The organism is Pseudomonas germanica, from assembly GCF_019614655.1.
In the GTDB taxonomy this organism is placed as follows: Bacteria; Pseudomonadota; Gammaproteobacteria; order Pseudomonadales; family Pseudomonadaceae; genus Aquipseudomonas; species Aquipseudomonas neuropathica.
This window is the reverse complement of sequence record NZ_CP071586.1, coordinates 6,091,981-6,110,362: the sequence shown is the minus strand read 5'-3', so window position 1 is coordinate 6,110,362 and position 18,382 is coordinate 6,091,981. Positions and strand designations below refer to the sequence as shown.

17 protein-coding genes are annotated in these 18,382 nt (G+C 59.8%); 4 read left to right on the top strand and 13 right to left on the bottom strand.

All coding sequences use genetic code 11. The features are described 5' to 3' along the window. Positions 1–7: 7 nt before the first annotated feature. From arfA to leuS, 4 genes are all read right to left on the bottom strand, one after another. Positions 8–172, bottom strand: coding sequence for an alternative ribosome rescue factor ArfA (gene arfA / locus J0G10_RS27090; protein ID WP_095048771.1), 165 nt, complete (start codon positions 170–172; stop codon positions 8–10). Between the two features lie 136 nt (positions 173–308). Further along, a complete protein-coding gene (holA, locus tag J0G10_RS27085) occupies positions 309–1,346 on the bottom strand; it encodes a DNA polymerase III subunit delta (protein WP_095048770.1) in 1,038 nt (345 codons plus the stop codon). 39 nt (positions 1,347–1,385) lie between these two features. Beyond that, positions 1,386–1,991: an LPS-assembly lipoprotein LptE gene (locus J0G10_RS27080; RefSeq protein ID WP_095048769.1), complete on the bottom strand. Its 606-nt coding sequence runs from the start codon at positions 1,989–1,991 to the stop codon at positions 1,386–1,388. Between the two features lie 87 nt (positions 1,992–2,078). After that, positions 2,079–4,685 (bottom strand): leucine--tRNA ligase, encoded by a 2,607-nt coding sequence (gene leuS, locus J0G10_RS27075; RefSeq protein WP_095048768.1) that lies wholly within the window; start codon positions 4,683–4,685, stop codon positions 2,079–2,081. Between the two features lie 255 nt (positions 4,686–4,940). Here leuS and J0G10_RS27070 point away from each other — a divergent pair, with 255 nt between their 5' ends. Together J0G10_RS27070 and J0G10_RS27065 are read left to right on the top strand one after the other, a co-directional pair. Then, positions 4,941–5,264 carry a hypothetical protein gene (locus J0G10_RS27070; protein WP_095048767.1) on the top strand — a complete coding sequence of 108 codons (324 nt, stop codon included), beginning with the start codon at positions 4,941–4,943 and terminating at the stop codon, positions 5,262–5,264. 104 nt (positions 5,265–5,368) lie between these two features. Beyond that, entirely contained in the window at positions 5,369–6,136 is a 768-nt protein-coding gene (locus tag J0G10_RS27065; protein ID WP_095048766.1) for a YdcF family protein, read from the top strand. 122 nt (positions 6,137–6,258) lie between these two features. Here J0G10_RS27065 and lnt read toward each other — a convergent pair whose 3' ends face one another. The 5 genes from lnt to miaB all read right to left on the bottom strand — a co-directional run bounded on the left by lnt (position 6,259) and on the right by miaB (position 11,633). Further along, the gene (lnt, locus tag J0G10_RS27060) at positions 6,259–7,782 is read right to left on the bottom strand and encodes an apolipoprotein N-acyltransferase (protein WP_095048765.1); all 1,524 of its coding nucleotides are present in this window, start codon (positions 7,780–7,782) and stop codon (positions 6,259–6,261) included. Between the two features lie 14 nt (positions 7,783–7,796). Next, complete coding sequence (locus J0G10_RS27055) at positions 7,797–8,636, bottom strand: HlyC/CorC family transporter (RefSeq protein ID WP_007909641.1); 840 nt, start codon at positions 8,634–8,636, stop codon at positions 7,797–7,799. A 5-nt stretch (positions 8,637–8,641) separates the two neighbouring features. Next, on the bottom strand, positions 8,642–9,136 hold the full coding sequence (gene ybeY / locus J0G10_RS27050) for an rRNA maturation RNase YbeY (protein ID WP_064390733.1): 495 nt from the start codon (positions 9,134–9,136) through the stop codon (positions 8,642–8,644). Further along, positions 9,129–10,127, bottom strand: coding sequence for a PhoH family protein (locus J0G10_RS27045; RefSeq protein WP_095048764.1), 999 nt, complete (start codon positions 10,125–10,127; stop codon positions 9,129–9,131). The genes ybeY and J0G10_RS27045 overlap by 8 nt, the downstream gene beginning before the upstream one ends. Before the next feature lie 177 nt (positions 10,128–10,304). Next, complete coding sequence (miaB, locus tag J0G10_RS27040; RefSeq protein WP_095048763.1) at positions 10,305–11,633, bottom strand: tRNA (N6-isopentenyl adenosine(37)-C2)-methylthiotransferase MiaB; 1,329 nt, start codon at positions 11,631–11,633, stop codon at positions 10,305–10,307. Positions 11,634–11,766: 133 nt separating this feature from the next. Here miaB and J0G10_RS27035 point away from each other — a divergent pair, with 133 nt between their 5' ends. Then, on the top strand, positions 11,767–12,096 hold the full coding sequence (locus J0G10_RS27035) for a DUF1820 family protein (protein WP_003185742.1): 330 nt from the start codon (positions 11,767–11,769) through the stop codon (positions 12,094–12,096). A gap of 64 nt (positions 12,097–12,160) precedes the next feature. Here J0G10_RS27035 and J0G10_RS27030 read toward each other — a convergent pair whose 3' ends face one another. From J0G10_RS27030 to J0G10_RS27015, 4 genes are all read right to left on the bottom strand, one after another. Next, positions 12,161–12,715 (bottom strand): tetratricopeptide repeat protein, encoded by a 555-nt coding sequence (locus tag J0G10_RS27030; protein ID WP_003228518.1) that lies wholly within the window; start codon positions 12,713–12,715, stop codon positions 12,161–12,163. Between the two features lie 225 nt (positions 12,716–12,940). Then, on the bottom strand, positions 12,941–14,224 hold the full coding sequence (gene hemL, locus J0G10_RS27025) for a glutamate-1-semialdehyde 2,1-aminomutase (RefSeq protein ID WP_093434628.1): 1,284 nt from the start codon (positions 14,222–14,224) through the stop codon (positions 12,941–12,943). Positions 14,225–14,239: 15 nt separating this feature from the next. After that, positions 14,240–14,863, bottom strand: coding sequence for a thiamine phosphate synthase (thiE, locus tag J0G10_RS27020; protein WP_095125490.1), 624 nt, complete (start codon positions 14,861–14,863; stop codon positions 14,240–14,242). A gap of 18 nt (positions 14,864–14,881) precedes the next feature. Further along, entirely contained in the window at positions 14,882–15,679 is a 798-nt protein-coding gene (locus J0G10_RS27015) for a hydroxymethylpyrimidine/phosphomethylpyrimidine kinase (RefSeq protein WP_007909650.1), read from the bottom strand. A gap of 303 nt (positions 15,680–15,982) precedes the next feature. On the opposite strand from J0G10_RS27015, the gene J0G10_RS27010 reads away from it, so the two are divergent. Continuing rightward, positions 15,983–18,337, top strand: coding sequence for a hybrid sensor histidine kinase/response regulator (locus tag J0G10_RS27010; protein ID WP_220557043.1), 2,355 nt, complete (start codon positions 15,983–15,985; stop codon positions 18,335–18,337). Positions 18,338–18,382: the final 45 nt, after the last annotated feature.

The window sequence follows — 18,382 nt, the reverse complement described above, 5'->3', positions numbered from 1 at the left end:
CTGCGCTTTAAGCGGCCAGAAAGTAAGAAGCCTCCCAGCTGTCAGACTGGAAGGCTTCGCGGCGGTAGCTGCCTTTACCCTTGGCTGGTCGTTCCTGGCGACTGCGGAACAGGGGTTGGGCGACGATGGATTTGGCCTTGTTGGGGCCATGCTTTGCTGGCTTTTTGCTCATTAGGGTTCTCTCGAGTGAGTGAGGTTTTGCGCAGCAGATAATCTGCTCATGCTATAGGAAAGTCAAAAGATCGCAGCCTTCGGCAGCTCCTACAGGGATCGGTGTAGGAGCTGCCGAAGGCTGCGATCTTTTGATCTTACTCGGCAGGCAATGACAGGCGTTGGCCAGCCATCAATAATGCCAAGCGACTCAGGCTCATCCACGGCGAACCGGCAGCCTGGCCCTTGATCTGCGCATCGATGCGCTGGGCTTCGAGCAACAACTGCGCCCAGCGTTGCGCCGAGTAGCGTTGCAGGGCTTTGCTCATCAAAGGTTTGCGCTTGTCCCAGACCGGCGGCTTCGCCTGGCTGAAACACTTGTCCAGCGGCGTACCCTGGCTGTATTGCAACGAAATATTAGCCAGCAAGCGCAGCTCCCGCGCCAGCGCCCAGAGAATCACCGGCGGTTCGACACCTTCACCGCGCAAGCCTTCAAGCATGCGCAGCGCGTGGGCCGGCTCGCCGTTGAGCACGGCGTCGGTCAAACCAAACACGTCAAACCGCGCACTGTCGGCCACGGCGGCCTGCACGGTTTCAACGGTGATCTGCCCACCTTCGGCCATCAATTTGAGCTTTTCGATTTCCTGCGCGGCAGCGAGCAAGTTGCCTTCGACGCGTGCAGCAATCAGTTCGACCGCGTCCTGGCTGGCCGACAAACCAGCCTGAGACAAGCGCTGACGAATCCAGCTCGGCAACTGATTGGCGTCCACCGGCCAGATCTGGATGAACTGGGTCTGCTGGCCTTCCACCAGTGCCTTGCCCCACTTGGTTTTCTGCGCGCTGCCATCCATCTTCGGCAGGCTGATCAGCAGCACCGTGTCTTCAGCGGGACGCGAGCAGTATTCGATGAATGCAGCGGCGCCTTTGTCACCGGGTTTGCCCGAGGGCAGGCGCAGTTCCAGCAGGCGCTTTTCGGCGAACAACGACATGCTGGCGCCGGCCTGCAACAACGTGCCCCAATCGAAATTGGCGTCGGCGGCGAAGACCTGGCGTTCATCAAAACCTTGCTGACGCGCAGCGCTGCGGATGGCGTCGGCGGCTTCCTGGCACAGTAGCGGGTCATCGCCGCTGATGATGTAGACAGGCGCCAAAGCACCTTGCAGGTGTTTACCGAGTTGGGCGGGAGCGAGCTTCATAAGAAATGCCGAACGGGGCGCCTGAGCGCCCCGAACGTCTTACTGCTGCGGTACTTCGAGCGGCGACTGGCGCGGGGTTTCCGCTTCAGCCTTTTGTGCCGCTTGCAGCGCATCGGCTTCTGCCTTGGCGCGGTCATTGGCGGCTTGCTGCAGCTGCTGCAGTTGACCGGGGGTCAGTTGCTGCAGACGCAACATCATGCGTTGGACCAGTTCGCGAGTGGTTTCGCGACGGGCGTCGTTGGCTTCCTGATCGGAGCCCACGAGGTTGTTACCGTCGTGGATAAACACTTTCTGAACTTCAAGTTTGTCGCTGAGCAGTTGCAGGTTCTTGTCGCCACGGATCTCGTAGTTCAGAACAGTACTGACTTGATACTCGCCCGTACGACCGGCACCGGCGTAGCTGAGGATGCGCTGGCTCTCCTGCTGGTCAGCCAGGAAAAGTTTGTACGGAGCACCGCTGTAAACCTTGACGCCGCTCGACTCCAGCACCTGACGCAGTTGCGTGACCGTCTCGCCGTAGGCATTACGGGCGCTCAGGTCGAGTTCCTTGATCGACAGTTCGTTAGTGCCGGTACCGCGCAGCTGGAAACCGCAGGCGCTCAACAGAACGGCGAGGCCCATCACCAGCAGATTGCGTTTGATCATTGTGTTGCTCCCCTTGAAACCACGTGGGCCGATTGTACGGCCCGAAAGGTTTTACTTGGCGCCAGGCGAGCCTGGCGCCCGATCCAATTAGCTGGCGACGATGTTGACCAGTTTCCCCGGCACAACGATCACTTTACGAATAGTCAGGCCGTCGACGAAACGCAGTACGTTTTCGTTGGCGCGGGCTGCTGCTTCAACTTCTTCGCGGGTCGCGCTGGCCGGCATTTCGATCTGGCCGCGCAGTTTGCCGTTGACCTGGATGACCAGGGTCAGGCTGTCCTGCACCAAAGCGCTTTCATCCACTGCCGGCCACCCGGCGTCGATGACTGCATCGGCGTGACCCAGCTGGTTCCACAGTTCGTGGCTGATGTGCGGCGTGATTGGTGCCAGCAACAGCGTCACGGCTTCCAGACCTTCGTGAATCAGCGCGCGATCCTGCTCGGTGCTTTGCGCGGCTTTTTCCAGCACGTTCATCAGCGTCATTACCTGGGCGATGGCGGTGTTGAATTTGTGGTTCTGGCCGACGTCGTGGCTGGCCTGCTTGATGGCCACGTGAATGGCGCGGCGCACGGCCTTCTGCTCATCGTTCAGGCTGGCGATGTCCAGCTTGCCCGGCAAGCCCTGAGTGACGTGGGCTTGCGCCAGACGCCAGACGCGCTTGAGGAAACGGTGCGAACCTTCGACGCCGGAGTCGGACCACTCAGCGCTCATGTCAGGTGGCGAAGCGAACATCATGAACAGGCGGCAGGTGTCGGCGCCGAACTGATCGATCATCGACTGTGGGTCAACGCCGTTGTTCTTCGACTTGGCCATCTTCTCGGTGCCGCCGATTTCTACCGGCAGACCGTCGGATTTCAGCTTGGCACTGATGACCTTGGCTTTGCTGTCGCGCTCGAGTTCTACGTCCGCCGGGTTGAACCAGGTGTAAGCACCATTGGCTTCGCGACGGTAGTAGGTTTCGGCGATCACCATGCCTTGGGTCAGCAGGTTCTTGAACGGCTCGTTGGAGCTGACCAGGCCTTCGTCACGCATCAGCTTGTGGAAGAAGCGCGCGTAGAGCAGGTGAAGAATGGCGTGTTCGATACCACCGATGTACTGATCGACTGGCAACCAGTGGTCGGCTGCGGATTTTTCCACCAGACCGCCTTCAAAGTGCGGCGAGGCGTAACGGGCGTAGTACCACGACGACTCGACGAACGTGTCCATGGTGTCGGTTTCACGCTTGGCAGGCTGACCGCATTTCGGGCAGCTGCACTCGTAGAATTCCGGCATGCGCGCCAGCGGCGAACCAGCACCGTCCGGCACCACGTCTTCCGGCAGGACCACAGGCAGTTGATCTTCCGGTACCGGCACGTCACCGCATGCATCGCAGTGGATGATCGGGATCGGGCAGCCCCAGTAGCGCTGACGGCTGATGCCCCAGTCGCGCAGGCGGAACTGAGTGCGCGAGGCGCCCAGTTCTTTCTTGATCAGGGCCACTTCGATGGCGTCGAACGCACCCGCGAAGTCGAGACCGTCGAATTCGCCGGAGTTGATCAGTGTGCCGTGCTCGCCGTAGGCGTCTTGCCACGGGGCCGGGTTGCTGTCGCCGGAACTGGTACGCACCACCGATTTCACTGGCAGGTTGTACTTGTGAGCGAATTCGAAATCGCGCTCGTCGTGCGCCGGTACGGCCATTACAGCGCCGTCGCCGTAGTGCATCAGCACGTAGTTGGCGACCCAAACAGGCAGTTTCTCACCGGTCAGCGGGTGCTCGACGAACAGGCCGGTCGGCAGGCCTTTTTTCTCTTGTGTGGCGACGTCGGCTTCAGCAACGCTGCCGCCCTTGCATTCAGCGATGAACGCTTGCAGCTCAGGGTTGTTCTGCGCTGCCTGGGTCGCCAGCGGATGCTCGGCAGCCACGGCGACATAGGTCGCGCCCATCAGGGTGTCCGGACGGGTAGTGAAGACTTTCAGGGTGCCGGCTACGCCAATCGAGTCGACGTTGTACGGGAACTGCACTTCCATGCCGCGGGATTTGCCGATCCAGTTGCGCTGCATGGTCTTGACCTGTTCAGGCCAGCCAGTCAGTTCGTCGAGGCTCTCCAGCAGCTCATCCGCGTAGGCGGTGATCTTGAAGTAGTACATCGGGATTTCGCGCTTTTCGATCAGCGCCCCGGAACGCCAGCCGCGACCGTCGATCACCTGTTCGTTAGCGAGAACGGTCTGGTCGATCGGGTCCCAGTTCACGGTGCCGTTTTTACGGTAGATCACGCCTTTTTCGAACAGGCGAGTGAACAGCCATTGTTCCCAGCGGTAGTAATCCGGCTTGCAGGTGGTGACTTCGCGTGACCAGTCGACCGCCAGACCCAGGCTGCGCAGCTGGGTTTTCATGTAGGCGATGTTTTCGTAGGTCCACTTGGCCGGCGCGACGTTGTTCTTCATCGCGGCGTTTTCCGCCGGCATGCCGAATGCGTCCCAACCCATAGGTTGCAGAACGTTCTTGCCGAGCATGCGCTGGTAGCGGGAGATCACGTCGCCGATGGTGTAGTTGCGCACGTGCCCCATGTGTAGCTTGCCGCTGGGGTAAGGGAACATCGACAGGCAGTAGTAGGTTTCCTTGCCTGGCTGTTCACTGACTTCAAAGGACTTTTGCTCGTCCCAGAACGACTGGGCGGCGGCTTCGATTTCACGGGGCTGATATTGTTCGTGCATGGCTACTTTTGTACTGGATAGGGGTGGCCTAATCCTCTTCAACGCAGGTGCCGGGGTTGGCCCGGACGAGCTGGAAGTGGAATTACAGGAAGCGCCGTAGCATACATGACCGCGCTCGGCCTAGGGAAACCCTGATTACAGCTGTTTGTCCCGGCAAATCCGTGGCGAGGGCCGTTGGTCGCGGCGTGCAGCCGGTTTGTGCAGCGAAGCTAAGCTCTAACTGGGGAGTGAGTCTTATCTTCAATGAGGTGAGGGATGGTGGAGCAACGGCAAAAAAACGTGACGAAACCCGAGTTGTACGAAAGATTGATCGATCGTCTTGGTATGGCCCTGGACGCATTAAAAACCGCTGACCGGCTGCGCGACGAGCGCCCCCTGGAACTGGAATTGCGTGGCTTGAGTCCCGCCGAGTTCAAACTGGTCAAGGCCTATCTGGATCGCAGTGAACGTGAAACGCATGGATGCTTGTCACAGGCAGTGAAGCAGCTCGATGCAGCACATTCGGCCAAGGTCATCTGGCTCAAGGACAAGGCGCCCGGCAGAGACACCGTCAAGGTTCGCTCTGTACAGGCCAAGTAAGCGCATGGCAGGTCAAGAACCGGAACTTTTTCAACGGGATCCCACCTATTGGTTGTAACGCTTTATTAACACTCTTAGGCTTCGGGCATCTGTGGAGATGCTCGATGCCTTTTCGTTATTTCATCAAACAACTTTTGTTACCACCCGGCATTCTTTTGCTGCTGTTGCTGGCCGCTTGGTGGCTGCGCCGCTCACGGCCGCGCCTGGCTGGATTGTGTTTTGCCATTGGCTTTGGCGGAATGTGGCTGATGAGCCTGCCGGTGGTCGTGCAGTGGGGCGCGAAAGCTCTGGAACGCGAGCCACCGTTGGCCCGTGAAGAGTGGGCGACGCTGGCGCAGCGGGCCGACGCGATTGTGGTGTTGGGCTCAGGTCGTGAGCGCGGCGATCTGGCCTGGGGTGAGGATCAGCCGACCGGTGTGGGCCTTGAGCGTCAGCGGTATGCGGCTCGACTGGCGAAGGCATCCGGTTTGCCGATTTTGACCACTGGTGGCCTGCATTACGGTACGCCGCCGACCGAGGCGAAGTTGATGGCGGATTCGTTGCGCGACGATTTTGGCGTGACCGTGCGCTGGCAGGAAGGCGAGAGCCGCACTACGTGGGAAAATGCGAAGTTCACGGCCGATATCTTGTTGCCGCAGGGGATCAAGCGCGTGGTCGTGGTGACGCAGGCCTGGCACATGCCGCGATCGGTATGGAGTTTTCAACAGGCGGGTTTTGAAGTGGTTCCGGCCCCGGTCGGATTTCTCGGAACTGATAACGCGAGACCGTTTGGTGGCTGGCTGCCGGAGTTCAAGTCGATCTGGCAGAGCGGGCAGTTGTTGAATGAAGCGGTGGGGCAGGTGGGGTATTCGCTGTTTTACCGGGCTGACTGATCGTTCCCACGCTCTGCGTGGGAATGCATCCGGTGGCGCTCTGCGCCACATCCGAAGCGGAACGCGGAGCGTCCCCGGCGGCATTCCCACGTGGAGCGTGGGAGCGATCATTGTAGGAGGCTTTAAAGGGTTTTCGACATCCGGCTGGCCATCAGTGCCCAGCCAAACAACAGCAAGCAGACAATGATCAATGGCCACGAGCGCCATTGCAGGTACGGCGTCAGGTTGTGCATCGGTACCACTTCACCGTACAAAATCCCTTGTTCGAACTGCGGAATCTGCTCGGTGATCTGTCCGAACGGGTTGATCAGTCCGGTCACACCGTTGTTGGTTGCACGAATCATCCAGCGCCCAGCCTCAAGCGCGCGCATCTGCGCCATCTGCAAATGTTGCAGCGGACCGATCGAGGTACCGAACCAGGTGTCATTGCTGATCGTCAGCAGCAAATCACTGCGCGCCGACAGGCTGGCGGCAAATTCCGGATACACCACTTCGTAGCAGATAAACGGTGCGATCTGATAACCCTTGGCCTGCAACAACGCCTGATCGGCCGGGCCACGGGCAAAGTCGGACATTGGCAGGTCGAAGAAGGCGATCAGCCCGCGCAATACATCCTGCAGTGGCACGTATTCGCCGAAGGGCACCAGTTTCTGTTTCAGATAAGTACCGTCGCCTTCGCCGACCACGGTGATGCCATTGAAGAAGCGTTTTTCGTGACGAACGGTTTCGCGGATCGGTACACCAGTGATCAGCGCCGATTTACGCTCGGCGGCGAAGGTGCCCATCATGGTCAGGTAGCCCTCGGCGGACTCCTTCAATACCGGCACGGCGGTTTCCGGCCAGATCAGCAGGTCCACCGGTTTCGAGCGGAAGCTCAAATCGCGATACAAAGCCAACTGCGCGTTGAGCTCAGCCGGATCCCATTTCATGCTTTGCGCGACGTTACCCTGAATCGCGGCAACACTCAGCGGCGCGCCGGAGGGGCTGGTCCAGGCATGGCCCTTGAGCGCAGTGCCGGCCACCCAAGGGCCAACCAGCAGCACCAAACCTGCGGCAACAAAACCTTTGCGGCCGGTTTGCAGCAGGCGTGGGGCGTTGTAGATCAGTGCAGCGGTCAGTGCCAGAACGAACGACACCAGCCACATGCCACCCACTGGAGCGAGTCCGGCCAATGGGCCATCGAGCTGGCTGTAACCCGAGTACAGCCATGGGAAGCCGGTGAGGAACCAGCCACGAAACGCTTCCTGGCCGACCCACAAGGCAGCGAACGCCAAGGCATCAGCCACAGGTGCTTCGTTACGGCGCAACCAGCGCGCCCATAACCAGGCCGGCAAGGCGAAGAACCAGGCAATCGCCGCCGTAAACAGCAGCATCAGGAACCCGGCCAACAGCACCGAAGCGCCGCCGAAATGGTGGATGCTGTAATAGATCCAGCTGGTGCCGGCACCAAACAGGCCGAAACCGAAGCACCAGCCACGGCCCAGTGCCTGACGCGGACTCAGCTCGCGCAAACCGGCATAGAACAAGCCGACCGCCAGCAAAGCCAGCGGCCAGATGTTGAAAGGTGCTAGAGCGAAGGTGGTGATTGCACCGGCCGCCACGGCCAGCAGGTTACCGGGCCAGCCGGGGCGGGTTGTCCAGCGCATTTCAGTCCTTAGAATTAACGAGCAATTGGCGTCAGTCGCAGCAAATGAATCCGACGGCTGTCGGCGTTCAGGATGCGGAAACGATAGGCGCCGATTTCAGTGATTTCGTTGCGTTTTGGCAAGTGCCCGAACGCGCTCATCACCAGACCGCCGACGGTGTCGAATTCATCGTCGGAGAACTCGCTGTCGAAAAACTCGTTGAAGTTCTCGATCGGCGTCAGCGCCTTGATCAGGAAGTCACCGCTGGGCAGTGGCTTGATGTAGCTGTCTTCTTCGACGTCGTGTTCGTCTTCGATGTCGCCGACGATCTGTTCCAGCACGTCTTCGATGGTCACCAGACCGGCCACTCCGCCGTATTCGTCGATGACGATGGCCATGTGGTTGTGGTTGGCGCGGAATTCACGCAACAACACGTTCAGGCGCTTGGACTCCGGCACGAAGGTGGCCGGGCGCAGCAGATCCTTGATGTTGAAGCTGTCGCCGTTTTCCTTGAGGATCAGCGGCAGCAGATCCTTGGCCAGCAGTACGCCCATCACGTCGTCATGGCTTTCGCCGATCACCGGATAGCGCGAGTGGGCCGAGTCGACCACGGCCGGGAGGAATTCACGGGGTGTCTGGGTCGCCTTGATGCTGATCATCTGCGAACGCGGCACCATGATGTCGCGTACTTGCAGGTCAGCCACCTGAATGGCGCCTTCGACGATGGCCAGCGCTTCGCTGTCCAGCAGTTTGTTCTGATGTGCATCACGCAGCAGCTCGAGAAGCTCCTGACGGTTCTTCGGCTCGTGGGCAAAAGCCTGGGTCAGTTTACCCAGCCATGACTTCTGCCCGTTGCTCGATCGATCTTCGCTCATAGCGATTACTCTGAATCCTTTGTTGTAACGATAGGGGATGTTTCGGGTTCGTCGTCCGCGTACGGATCGGGGTAGCCCAGTTCGGCAAGCAACTCGCGTTCCAGTGCTTCCATTTCTTCGGCTTCTTCGTCATCTATATGGTCGTAACCCAGCAGATGCAAGCAGCCGTGAATGACCAGATGTGCCCAGTGGGCCTTTAGTTCCTTGCCTTGTTCGGCGGCTTCACGCTCGACCACCGCCACGCAGATCACCAGATCGCCTAGCAATGGAATGTCGAGAAACTCGTCGGGTACTTCGGCCGGGAACGACAGGACGTTGGTCGCGTAATCCTTGTGGCGCCAGGTGTGATTGAGCTCGCGGCCTTCTTCCTCATCGACCAGACGAATGGTCATTTCCGAGTCGGCGGTGCGCTGGCGCAGGGCAAGTTCGCACCACAGGCGGAAGTCGGCTTCACTCGGCGCGTTCGCTTCAGTCGCGATTTGCAGGTCTAGCTCAAGCATTTCGCGAGGTGTCCTTGGGTGCTTCGTCACGGTTTTCGAAGCGCTCGTAGGCTTCGACGATCCGCTGGACCAAAGGATGGCGCACGACGTCTTTCGGCTGGAAGTGTGTGAAGCTGATGCCCGGCACGTCTTTGAGCACTTCGATCACATGATGCAGGCCGGACTTGGTGCCACGCGGCAGGTCGACCTGGGTGATGTCACCGGTGATGACTGCGGTGGAGCCGAAGCCGATCCGGGTCAGGAACATCTTCATCTGTTCGACGGTGGTGTTCTGGCTTTCGTCGAGAATGATGAAGCTGTTGTTCAGCGTGCGACCGCGCATGTAGGCCAGCGGCGCAACTTCAATCACCTGGCGTTCGATCAGCTTGGCCACGTATTCAAAGCCGAGCATCTCGTAGAGTGCGTCGTAGAGCGGGCGCAGGTACGGGTCGATCTTCTGCGACAGGTCGCCGGGCAGGAAGCCGAGTTTTTCACCCGCTTCAACCGCCGGACGCACCAGCAGGATGCGGCGGATCTGCTCGCGTTCCAGAGCATCGACAGCGCAGGCCACGGCCAGATAGGTCTTGCCGGTACCGGCCGGACCGATGCCGAAGTTGATGTCGTTACCGAGGATTTCCTTCACATAGCGCAGTTGATTCAAGCCGCGTGGGCGAATCATGCCTTTCTTGGTGCGCAGGGCGACAGAGGCTTCGGCGGGGGCGTGATTGTCCAGCTCGACCACGGCCGATTCCTGGAGGAACAGGTGCACGAGGTCCGGCGACAGCTCAGTACCTTTGGTTTCCCGATACAGGCGGCGCAGCAGGTTTTCCGCAGACGTGGTGTGCTTGGGGTCGCCGATCAACTCGAACTGGTTTCCGCGGTTGCGGATCTCGATGGTCAGGCGCTGTTCGATCAAGCGCAAATGCTCGTCGAATTGCCCGCACAGATTGGCGAAGCGGCGAGCCTCAAAAGGCTCGAGGATAAAACGATGTGGTTCTATGGGTGCGTTCAAGGTCGTATTTAGCCGCCCTGGGGCAATTAAGATGAAATCAAGGATAACGCCAGAGGCCTGGGTGCGAAAGCTCTTAAATATTCTTGGCGTCGAGACCGCCAAGATCGCAGCCTCCGGCAGCTCCTACAGGGGAATGTAATCCATGTAGGAGCTGCCGAAGGCTGCGATCTTTTGCATTTATTGGATCAGCGAGCCACGCAGCGAGTGCGGTTGCGCCGCGTCGATGTGCACATCGGCGAACTGGCCGATTAGAGTCGGATTGTCGCAGCGGAAGTTGACGATTCGATTATTCTCGGTGCGCCCTTGCAGCTCGCCCGGGTCTTTCTTCGAATAGTCGGTGACCAGAATGCGCTGGATCGAGCCGACCATTTGTCGGCTGATCTCAAAGCCTTGCTGATTCAGGCGATGTTGCAGGGCGTTCAGGCGTTCCTTTTTCAACTCTTCCGGGGTCTCGTCGGCCAGATCGGCCGCCGGGGTACCCGGGCGCTGGCTGTAAACGAACGAGTAGGAGAAGTCGAAACCGACATCGGCAATCAGCTTCATCGTCTGTTCGAAGTCTTTCTCGGTCTCGCCGGGGAAGCCGACGATGAAGTCCGAACTGATGCAGATGCCCGGTACCGCCGCACGCAGTTTGCGCAGCTTGGATTTGTACTCCAGCGCCGTGTGGTTGCGCTTCATCGCCGCGAGAATCCGGTCGGAACCCGATTGCACCGGCAAGTGCAGATGCTTGACCAGTTCCGGGACGTCGGCGTGGGCCTGGATCAGGCTGTCGGAGAATTCCAACGGGTGCGAAGTGGTGTAGCGAATGCGGTCGATGCCGTCGATGGCGGCGACAACACGGATCAATTCGGCGAGATCAGCCAGACGTCCGTCATGGGTCGTACCGCGATAGCCATTGACGTTCTGCCCCAGCAGCGTCACTTCACGCACGCCGTTTTCGGCGAGGTGAATGACTTCGGCGACCACGTCATCGAATGGCCGGCTGACTTCTTCGCCACGGGTGTAAGGCACCACGCAGAACGTGCAGTACTTGCTGCAACCTTCCATCACCGACACATAAGCGCTCGGGCCATCAATACGCGGCTCGGGCAAATGGTCGAATTTTTCGATTTCCGGGAACGAAACGTCGACTTGCGGCAGCTTGGTGATACGCGCGGCGTCGATCATTTCCGGCAGGCGGTGCAGGGTCTGCGGGCCGAAGACCACGTCGACGTACGGCGCGCGATCACGAATCGCCGCGCCTTCCTGGCTGGCCACACAACCGCCAACGGCGATCACCATCTCTGGGTTGGCCAGTTTCAGTTCGCGCCAGCGGCCGAGCTGCGAATACACGCGATCCTGGGCGCGCTCGCGGATCGAGCAGGTGTTGAGCAGAATCACGTCGGCGTCTTCAGCACGCGCGGTGACTTCCAGGGCCTGATGTTCACCCAGCAGATCGACCATGCGCGAGCTGTCGTACTCGTTCATCTGGCAACCGTGGGTTTCGATGTAAAGCTTCTTGGCCATGGATTAGGGTCATCACGTGATTCAAAGAACCGCGCATTATAGGGAACAAGCCTTCAGGTTCCTACCGCTGCGCGTCCGGTGGCTATGCTATAGTTTGCGCCCTCATTTTTATCCCCGATGTTATCCCCCCGCCATGACCAAACGCGAAGCTCCAATCTATAAGGTGATTTTCCTCAACCAGGGCCAGGTGTTCGAAATGTACGCCAAGCAGATCTATCAAAGTGATCTGTGGGGCTTTCTGGAAGTGGAAGAGTTCGTCTTTGGCGAGCGCACGCAAGTGGTCGTCGATCCGAGCGAAGAAAAGCTCAAGGCGCAGTTCGAAGGCGTGGTGCGCAGCTTTGTGCCGATGCATTCGATTGTGCGCATCGATGAAGTGGAACGTCTGGGCACGCCGAAAATCAGCGAAGCCCGCGGCGCGGTCGGCAATGTGATGCCGTTTCCGATGCCGATGCCTGAGAAGTAAGCTTCAAGACCGCGTCGCTCCATTCGACCTGCTCGCGAAGAGGCCAGAAAAATCTATAGAGAAATCAGGGAAGAGGCGAAAACGGCGTACGCCCATCGGCGCTCTGCAGTTCCATCAGGTATTTACGGAAAATTTGCCCGAGCACCTGGGTCGCGGTTTCAAGGTCTTCGCGGGACATTTTTTCGGAGACTTCGTCGGCCGTGTCCAGCGCGTCTTCAGCGCCGTTGACCGCGGCCATCTTCAGCACGATGTACGCCTGAATATTGTTGGCCTGCACGCCTTCACCGTGGAAGAACATGGTGCCAAGTTTGAATTGCGCCTGAGCGTGGCCTTGCAACGAGGCTTTTTCGAAATAGCTCAAGGCTTGATTGAGGTCGCGCGGGGCATTCTTGCCGTCGTAGTAGAACTCACCCAACTCGTATTGCGCTTGCGCATCCCCTTCGTCCGCGGCTTTCTGGCAAGCAGCCAGTGCCTGCGTGACGTCTTGCGGCTGAGTATTGAGGGTGCAACGACCCATCGCCGGGATCAACAACGAGTTGCCGCCTGCTTGTGCATGCGCGAGCAGGGGCTGAAGGAGCAACAGGCAGCCCAAGGCAAGGGTGCGGCCGGTGCGGTTCATGGGAATCGACTTACCTCTGAAGGGCACGCGGACCCATCGAGGGATCCAATAAGCGCGCATTATGAAATAAGCAGGGCCAACCTTACAAAGTCTTTACTCGTTTTTCTGCTGCGCGGGGAATATATCGACCACTTTAGGGGAGATTTTTAGCAGGGGCATCGGAAAAACAGCGTCGATGTAGGTGAATGCTGACGCTGGTGATAGCCAACGTCAGCGGTAGTGCGGTTATTTTAGTGCGGCGAAGGCGCGCTCGGCAGCGTCCAGTGTCAGTTTCAACTCGGCTTCGCCGTGGGCGATCGAGGTAAACCCGGCTTCGAAGGCGCTCGGCGCCAGGTACACGCCACCTTCCAGCATCAGGTGGAAGAAGCGACCGAACAGGGCAGCGTCGCTGGCCATCACATCTTCAAAGGTTACGATGTCGTCGGCGCCGCTGAAGTACAGACCGAACATGCCGCCAGCCTGCGTGGTCACGAACGGAATGCCAGCAGCATCGGCGCGTTGTTGCAGGCCATCGAGCAGGCGCGTGGTGTAGTCGGTCAGCTCGGCGTGGAAACCCGGACGGCTGATCAAACGCAGCGTGGTCAAACCGGCGGCCATCGCTAGTGGGTTACCCGACAGCGTGCCGGCCTGATACACCGGGCCCAGCGGCGCAATACGCTGCATGATTTCACGCTTGCCGCCGAAGCAGCCGACCGGCATGCCGCCACCGATGATCTTGCCGAAGGTGGTCAGGTCTGGATTGACGCCGTAATACGCCTGAGCACCGCCGAGGGCAACGCGGAAACCGGTCATCACTTCGTCGAAAATCAGCACCACGCCATGCTTGTCGCACAGCGTGCGCAGGCCTTCTAGGAAGCCCGGCGCTGGTGGTACGCAGTTCATGTTGCCGGCCACTGGCTCAACGATAATGCAGGCCACTTCCTGGCCGACTTCAGTGAGCATCTTCTCAACCGCGTCGATGTCGTTGAACGGCAGGGTCAGGGTGTGTTTGGCGAACGCCGCCGGCACACCGGCCGAGCTCGGTACGCCCTGGGTCAGTGCGCCGGAACCGGCCTTGACCAGCAGGCTGTCGGAGTGGCCGTGATAGCAGCCCTCGAACTTGATGATGCTGTCACGGCCGGTGTAACCACGGGCCAGACGGATCGCGCTCATGGTCGCTTCGGTGCCGGAGCTGACCATGCGCACCATGTCCATCGATGGCACCAGCGAGCAGACCAGATCGGCCATCTCGGTTTCCATCGCGGTCGGCGCACCGTACGACAAGCCGTGTTGCAGCTGATTGCGCACTGCGTCCAGCACGTCCGGGTGGCTGTGGCCGAGGATCATCGGACCCCACGAACCAACGTAATCGACATAACGCTTGTCGTCTTCGTCGGTAACGTAAGCACCTTCAGCGTGCTTGAAGAACAGCGGCGTGCCGCCAACGCTCTTGAACGCACGAACGGGCGAGTTCACGCCACCGGGGATGTGTTTCTGGGCATTGGCAAACAGCGTTTCGGAACGAGACATGATCGGGCTCTCAAATCAGACTTTCAGTAATTCATTGAACGCGCGGGCGCGGCGGGTCACTTCGGCGGTGCTCTCGGCACCAAACAGACCGTGGACTACGGCGAGCAGGTCGACCCCATGGGCCACCAGCGGCGCGGCGTTGTCGAGGGTGATGCCGCCAATCGCGCAGATTGGCAGGTGCAGCGTGCGCTTGGCTTCGTCGAGCAGATCGAGGCTGCATGTCGGCGCGCCGGGCTTGGTGTTGGAGTTGAAGAAGCGACCGAAGGCGACATAACTCGCACCTTCTTTGGCCGCTTGTTCGGCCAGCGCGATTTGCGCGTGGCAGGTCGAACCGATGATCGCTTTCGAGCCGAGCAGGGCGCGGGTCGGCGACAGCGGGCCGTCGGTCTGGCCGAGGTGCACGCCAACGTTAAGGCGCGCCGCCAGTTCAGCATCATCATTGATGATCAACTGCGTCTTGTAGCGCTCGCACAGATCGCGCAGCGCTTCGGCCTCGCGCAGACGGCGGGCCTCATCGTTGCTCTTGTCGCGGTATTGCAGCAGGGTGACGCCGCCTTCCAGCGCCGCCTCCACGTAAGACAGAAACTTGCCGGCCAGCAACTGGCTGTCGGTAATGGCATACAGGCCACGTAGTTTCATCAGGCAGACCTCACGACGTTACGAGCAGAAATCCAGCGGCAGGCGACGCGGGACGAACTGGCCTTTGCCCAGTTGTTCGGCATCGCGCAGGGTGCGCCAGGTGTAATCCAAAGCACTGCGCACAGCGCTGGCCAGGTGTTCGCCCTGGGCCAGACGTCCGGCGAGGGCGCTGGCCAGTGTGCAACCGGAACCGTGATAGCTGCCCGGCAGACGCTGGCAGATAAAGGTTTCACGCAGGCCGTCGCGGCTGTAAACGCGGTTGTGGATTTCAGTTTCGTCGCCATGGCCGCCGGTGATCAGCAGGTTTTTGACGAACGGCAGGAGTTTTTCAGCGCACTCGTCCGCAGTGCCTTCGGGCAGTTCGGCGAGGATTCGCGCTTCAGGAAGGTTAGGGGTGGCAATGATCGACAGCGGCAGCAGACGCTCACGCATCGCGTAACCCACCTCGTCCTTGCCCAGGCGTCCGCCGCCGCCGGCGCGCAGCACCGGGTCGCAGACCACCGGCAAGTGCGGGTGCGCGGAAAGCAGTTCGACAACGGTGTCGACCATTTCCAGCGAACCGAGCATGCCCAGTTTGACTGCCGCGACTTCGGAGTCGTTGAGTACGGCATTGGCTTGAGCCAACACCCACTCACGGTCGAGGACGCGGAAGTCAGTGACGTTGACGGTGTCTTGCACGGTCAGGGCGGTGACGGCCGGAGCCGCATGGCAACCCTGCGCGAGCAGGGCTTCGATATCTGCCTGCAAGCCGGCGCCACCACTTGGGTCGTGGCCGGAGAGACAGAGGACAACGGGGCGGGAGCTGTAGATATTCATGGTGCGCGAGCTTACCACCAAAGCTGATTTTCGGGTTCAGTGCTGTTGTGGCGGGTCGATAACCCGGCAAGAGATTGCGACCATGCTGTCACAAGTTGACCAACTCAACAGCTCTAGCCCGCTGCTTTGCTCTGGAACGCCCGTTCTAGAGCCTTTGTAGGAAAAATTTCAATGGTGCTCAATGGCCATCAACGGCTATGCTAGTCTGGATCCAAACCAATAACAGGTAATACCGGTTTTACGTCTACTCAAAGGGAATGGGGGGCCTCCTGACACAACCGGACGAGCCACGCTGGGGCTTCAATGCGCTATTTGCTGATGTTGTTGTTCTGCTTGCCCCTCATGGCGAGCGCCGTCGAATTCGACGAATTTACCCAGAGCCTCCCTCTGGGCCGGTCGCTGCAAGTGTTCGAAGACCCGAGCGGTCAGGCGAGCATTGCCGATGTTCGCGCGCAGGCTGCCGCCGGCAATTTCAAACCCCACGATAAAGCCACGCTTAATGCCGGTTACTCGCGTTCGGCGTTCTGGCTGAAAATTGACCTGCATTACCGTCCGAGCAATCCCGCCGCCCAGCGCACCTGGCTGCTGGAACTGGCTTATCCACCGCTTGACCATCTCGACCTCTATACGGCCGACGCCAATGGCGACTACCGCCTCGTCCGACAAACCGGCGACGCCTTGCCGTTCGCCAGTCGCGAGATCCGCCAGAACAACTATTTGTTCGACCTCGCTTTCGCACCGGGTCAACAACAAACCGTGTACCTGCGACTGGCCAGTGAAGGCTCGATTCAGGCGCCGGTGACGTTGTGGTCGAGCACGGCGTACCTCGAAGATCAGCCGGTGCGCCTGTATGTGCTGGGGATCATTTATGGCGTGCTGTTGGGGATGCTGGTCTACAACCTGTTCATCTACCTGAGTGTGCGCGACACCAGTTACCTCTATTACATCTTCTATATCGCCTCGTTTGGCCTTTATCAGCTGTCGGTGAACGGTGCGGCGGTGGAGTATTTCTGGCCGGACAATCCGTGGTGGGCCAACGCGGCCACGCCATTTTTCATCGGCTGTGCGGGGCTGTTCGGCAGTCAGTTCGCCCGCAGTTTCCTGCAGACCAAAAACCATAGTCGCTGGCTTGATCACTTGCTGATTGCACTGATCGCGTTCGGTGCGCTGGTGGTCGGTTTGTCGCTGATGACCAGTTACGCACTGTCGCTGCGTCTGGCGACGATATTGGCACTGACCTTCACTGTGGTGATTTTTGCCGCCGGGATTCTGGCCTGGTGGCGTGGTTTGCGCGTGGCGCGCTATTTCATCATCGCGTGGTCGGCGTTTCTGCTCGGCGGCATCGTCAACACGCTGATGGTGCTCGGCCTGCTGCCGAACGTATTCCTGACCATGTATGCCAGCCAGATCGGCTCAGCTATCGAAGTGGCGCTGCTGTCGCTGGCACTGGCCGACCGGATCAATGCGATGCGCGAGCAACAGGCGAAGACCCTGTATGACGCCGGGCAGAAACTCGAAGTGCTCAACCAGCAACTGGCCCACAGCAACAAACTCAAGGACGAATTCCTCGCGACCCTGACCCACGAACTGCGCACACCGATGAACGGCGTGATCGGTTCGCTGGAGCTGATGCAGACCGTCGAGCTGGATCCGGAGCTTGAGCAATACCAGCAGACCGCCGCCGGTTCCGCGCGGGACATGATGCGCATGGTCAACGGCATCCTCACCCTCACGGAATTGCAGGCCGGCAAGCTCAAGGCTGCGCCGGGCAGTTTCAGCCTGCGCGCGGTGGTCGAAGCGTTGCGCGTGCAGTTCGACAGCAACGCGGCGAGCAAGTCGCTGGACTTCAAGGTCGAGGTGCTGCCGACCCTGCCAGATCGCCTGTACGGCGACAGCGCCAAACTCGCGCAATGCCTGGAATGCCTGCTGGACAACGCGATCAAGTTCACCCGCGTCGGCGGGCTGGCGCTGCGGGTGACCGGCAAACCGTCGACGGACAATCGCCTGGCGTTGTCGTTTGCGGTGATCGACACCGGCATCGGTTTTACCGATCTGGGCGAGGCGACGATGTACCAGCGCTTCTTCCAGCTCGACGGTTCGATGACCCGCGAATACGGCGGACTGGGCGTGGGGCTGGCGATCTGCCGACAGTTGGTTGAGCTGCTCGGCGGCAAGCTCACTCATCGCTCGGAGCCCGGACGTGGCAGCCGTTTTCAACTGGACGTTGAGTTTGAACTGCCGGCGGTTGAAGCTGCGCCGATCGTCGCGCCTTCGCACGATTGTGTGCGTGCGCCGCAGGACTGCACGGTGCTGCTGGTGGATGACAACAGTGTCAACCAACTGGTGATGCGTGGCATGTTGCTCAAGCTCGGCTTTCGCGTGCGTACCGCCGACAACGGCGCGGCGGCATTTGATTGCTTGCAACGAGAGACTTTCGACGCAGTGCTGATCGATTGCCAGTTGCCGGCTTACGACGGCGCGTCATTGTGCTGCCAGATTCATGCGTTGCCGGGCTGCGCGAACTTGCCGGTATTCATGCTGGCGCTAACTGCCGACCGAGAGCTTTGCGCAACGGGGGCGCCGGTCGATTACTTGAACAAACCCGTAAAATTCGAAGATCTGCAATCTGCGCTGGAGCGGCGGGTGTTGTGCTGCTAACAGGGTAAAAGCGCCGCAAATTCGGCGGATATGACACTTTGATCG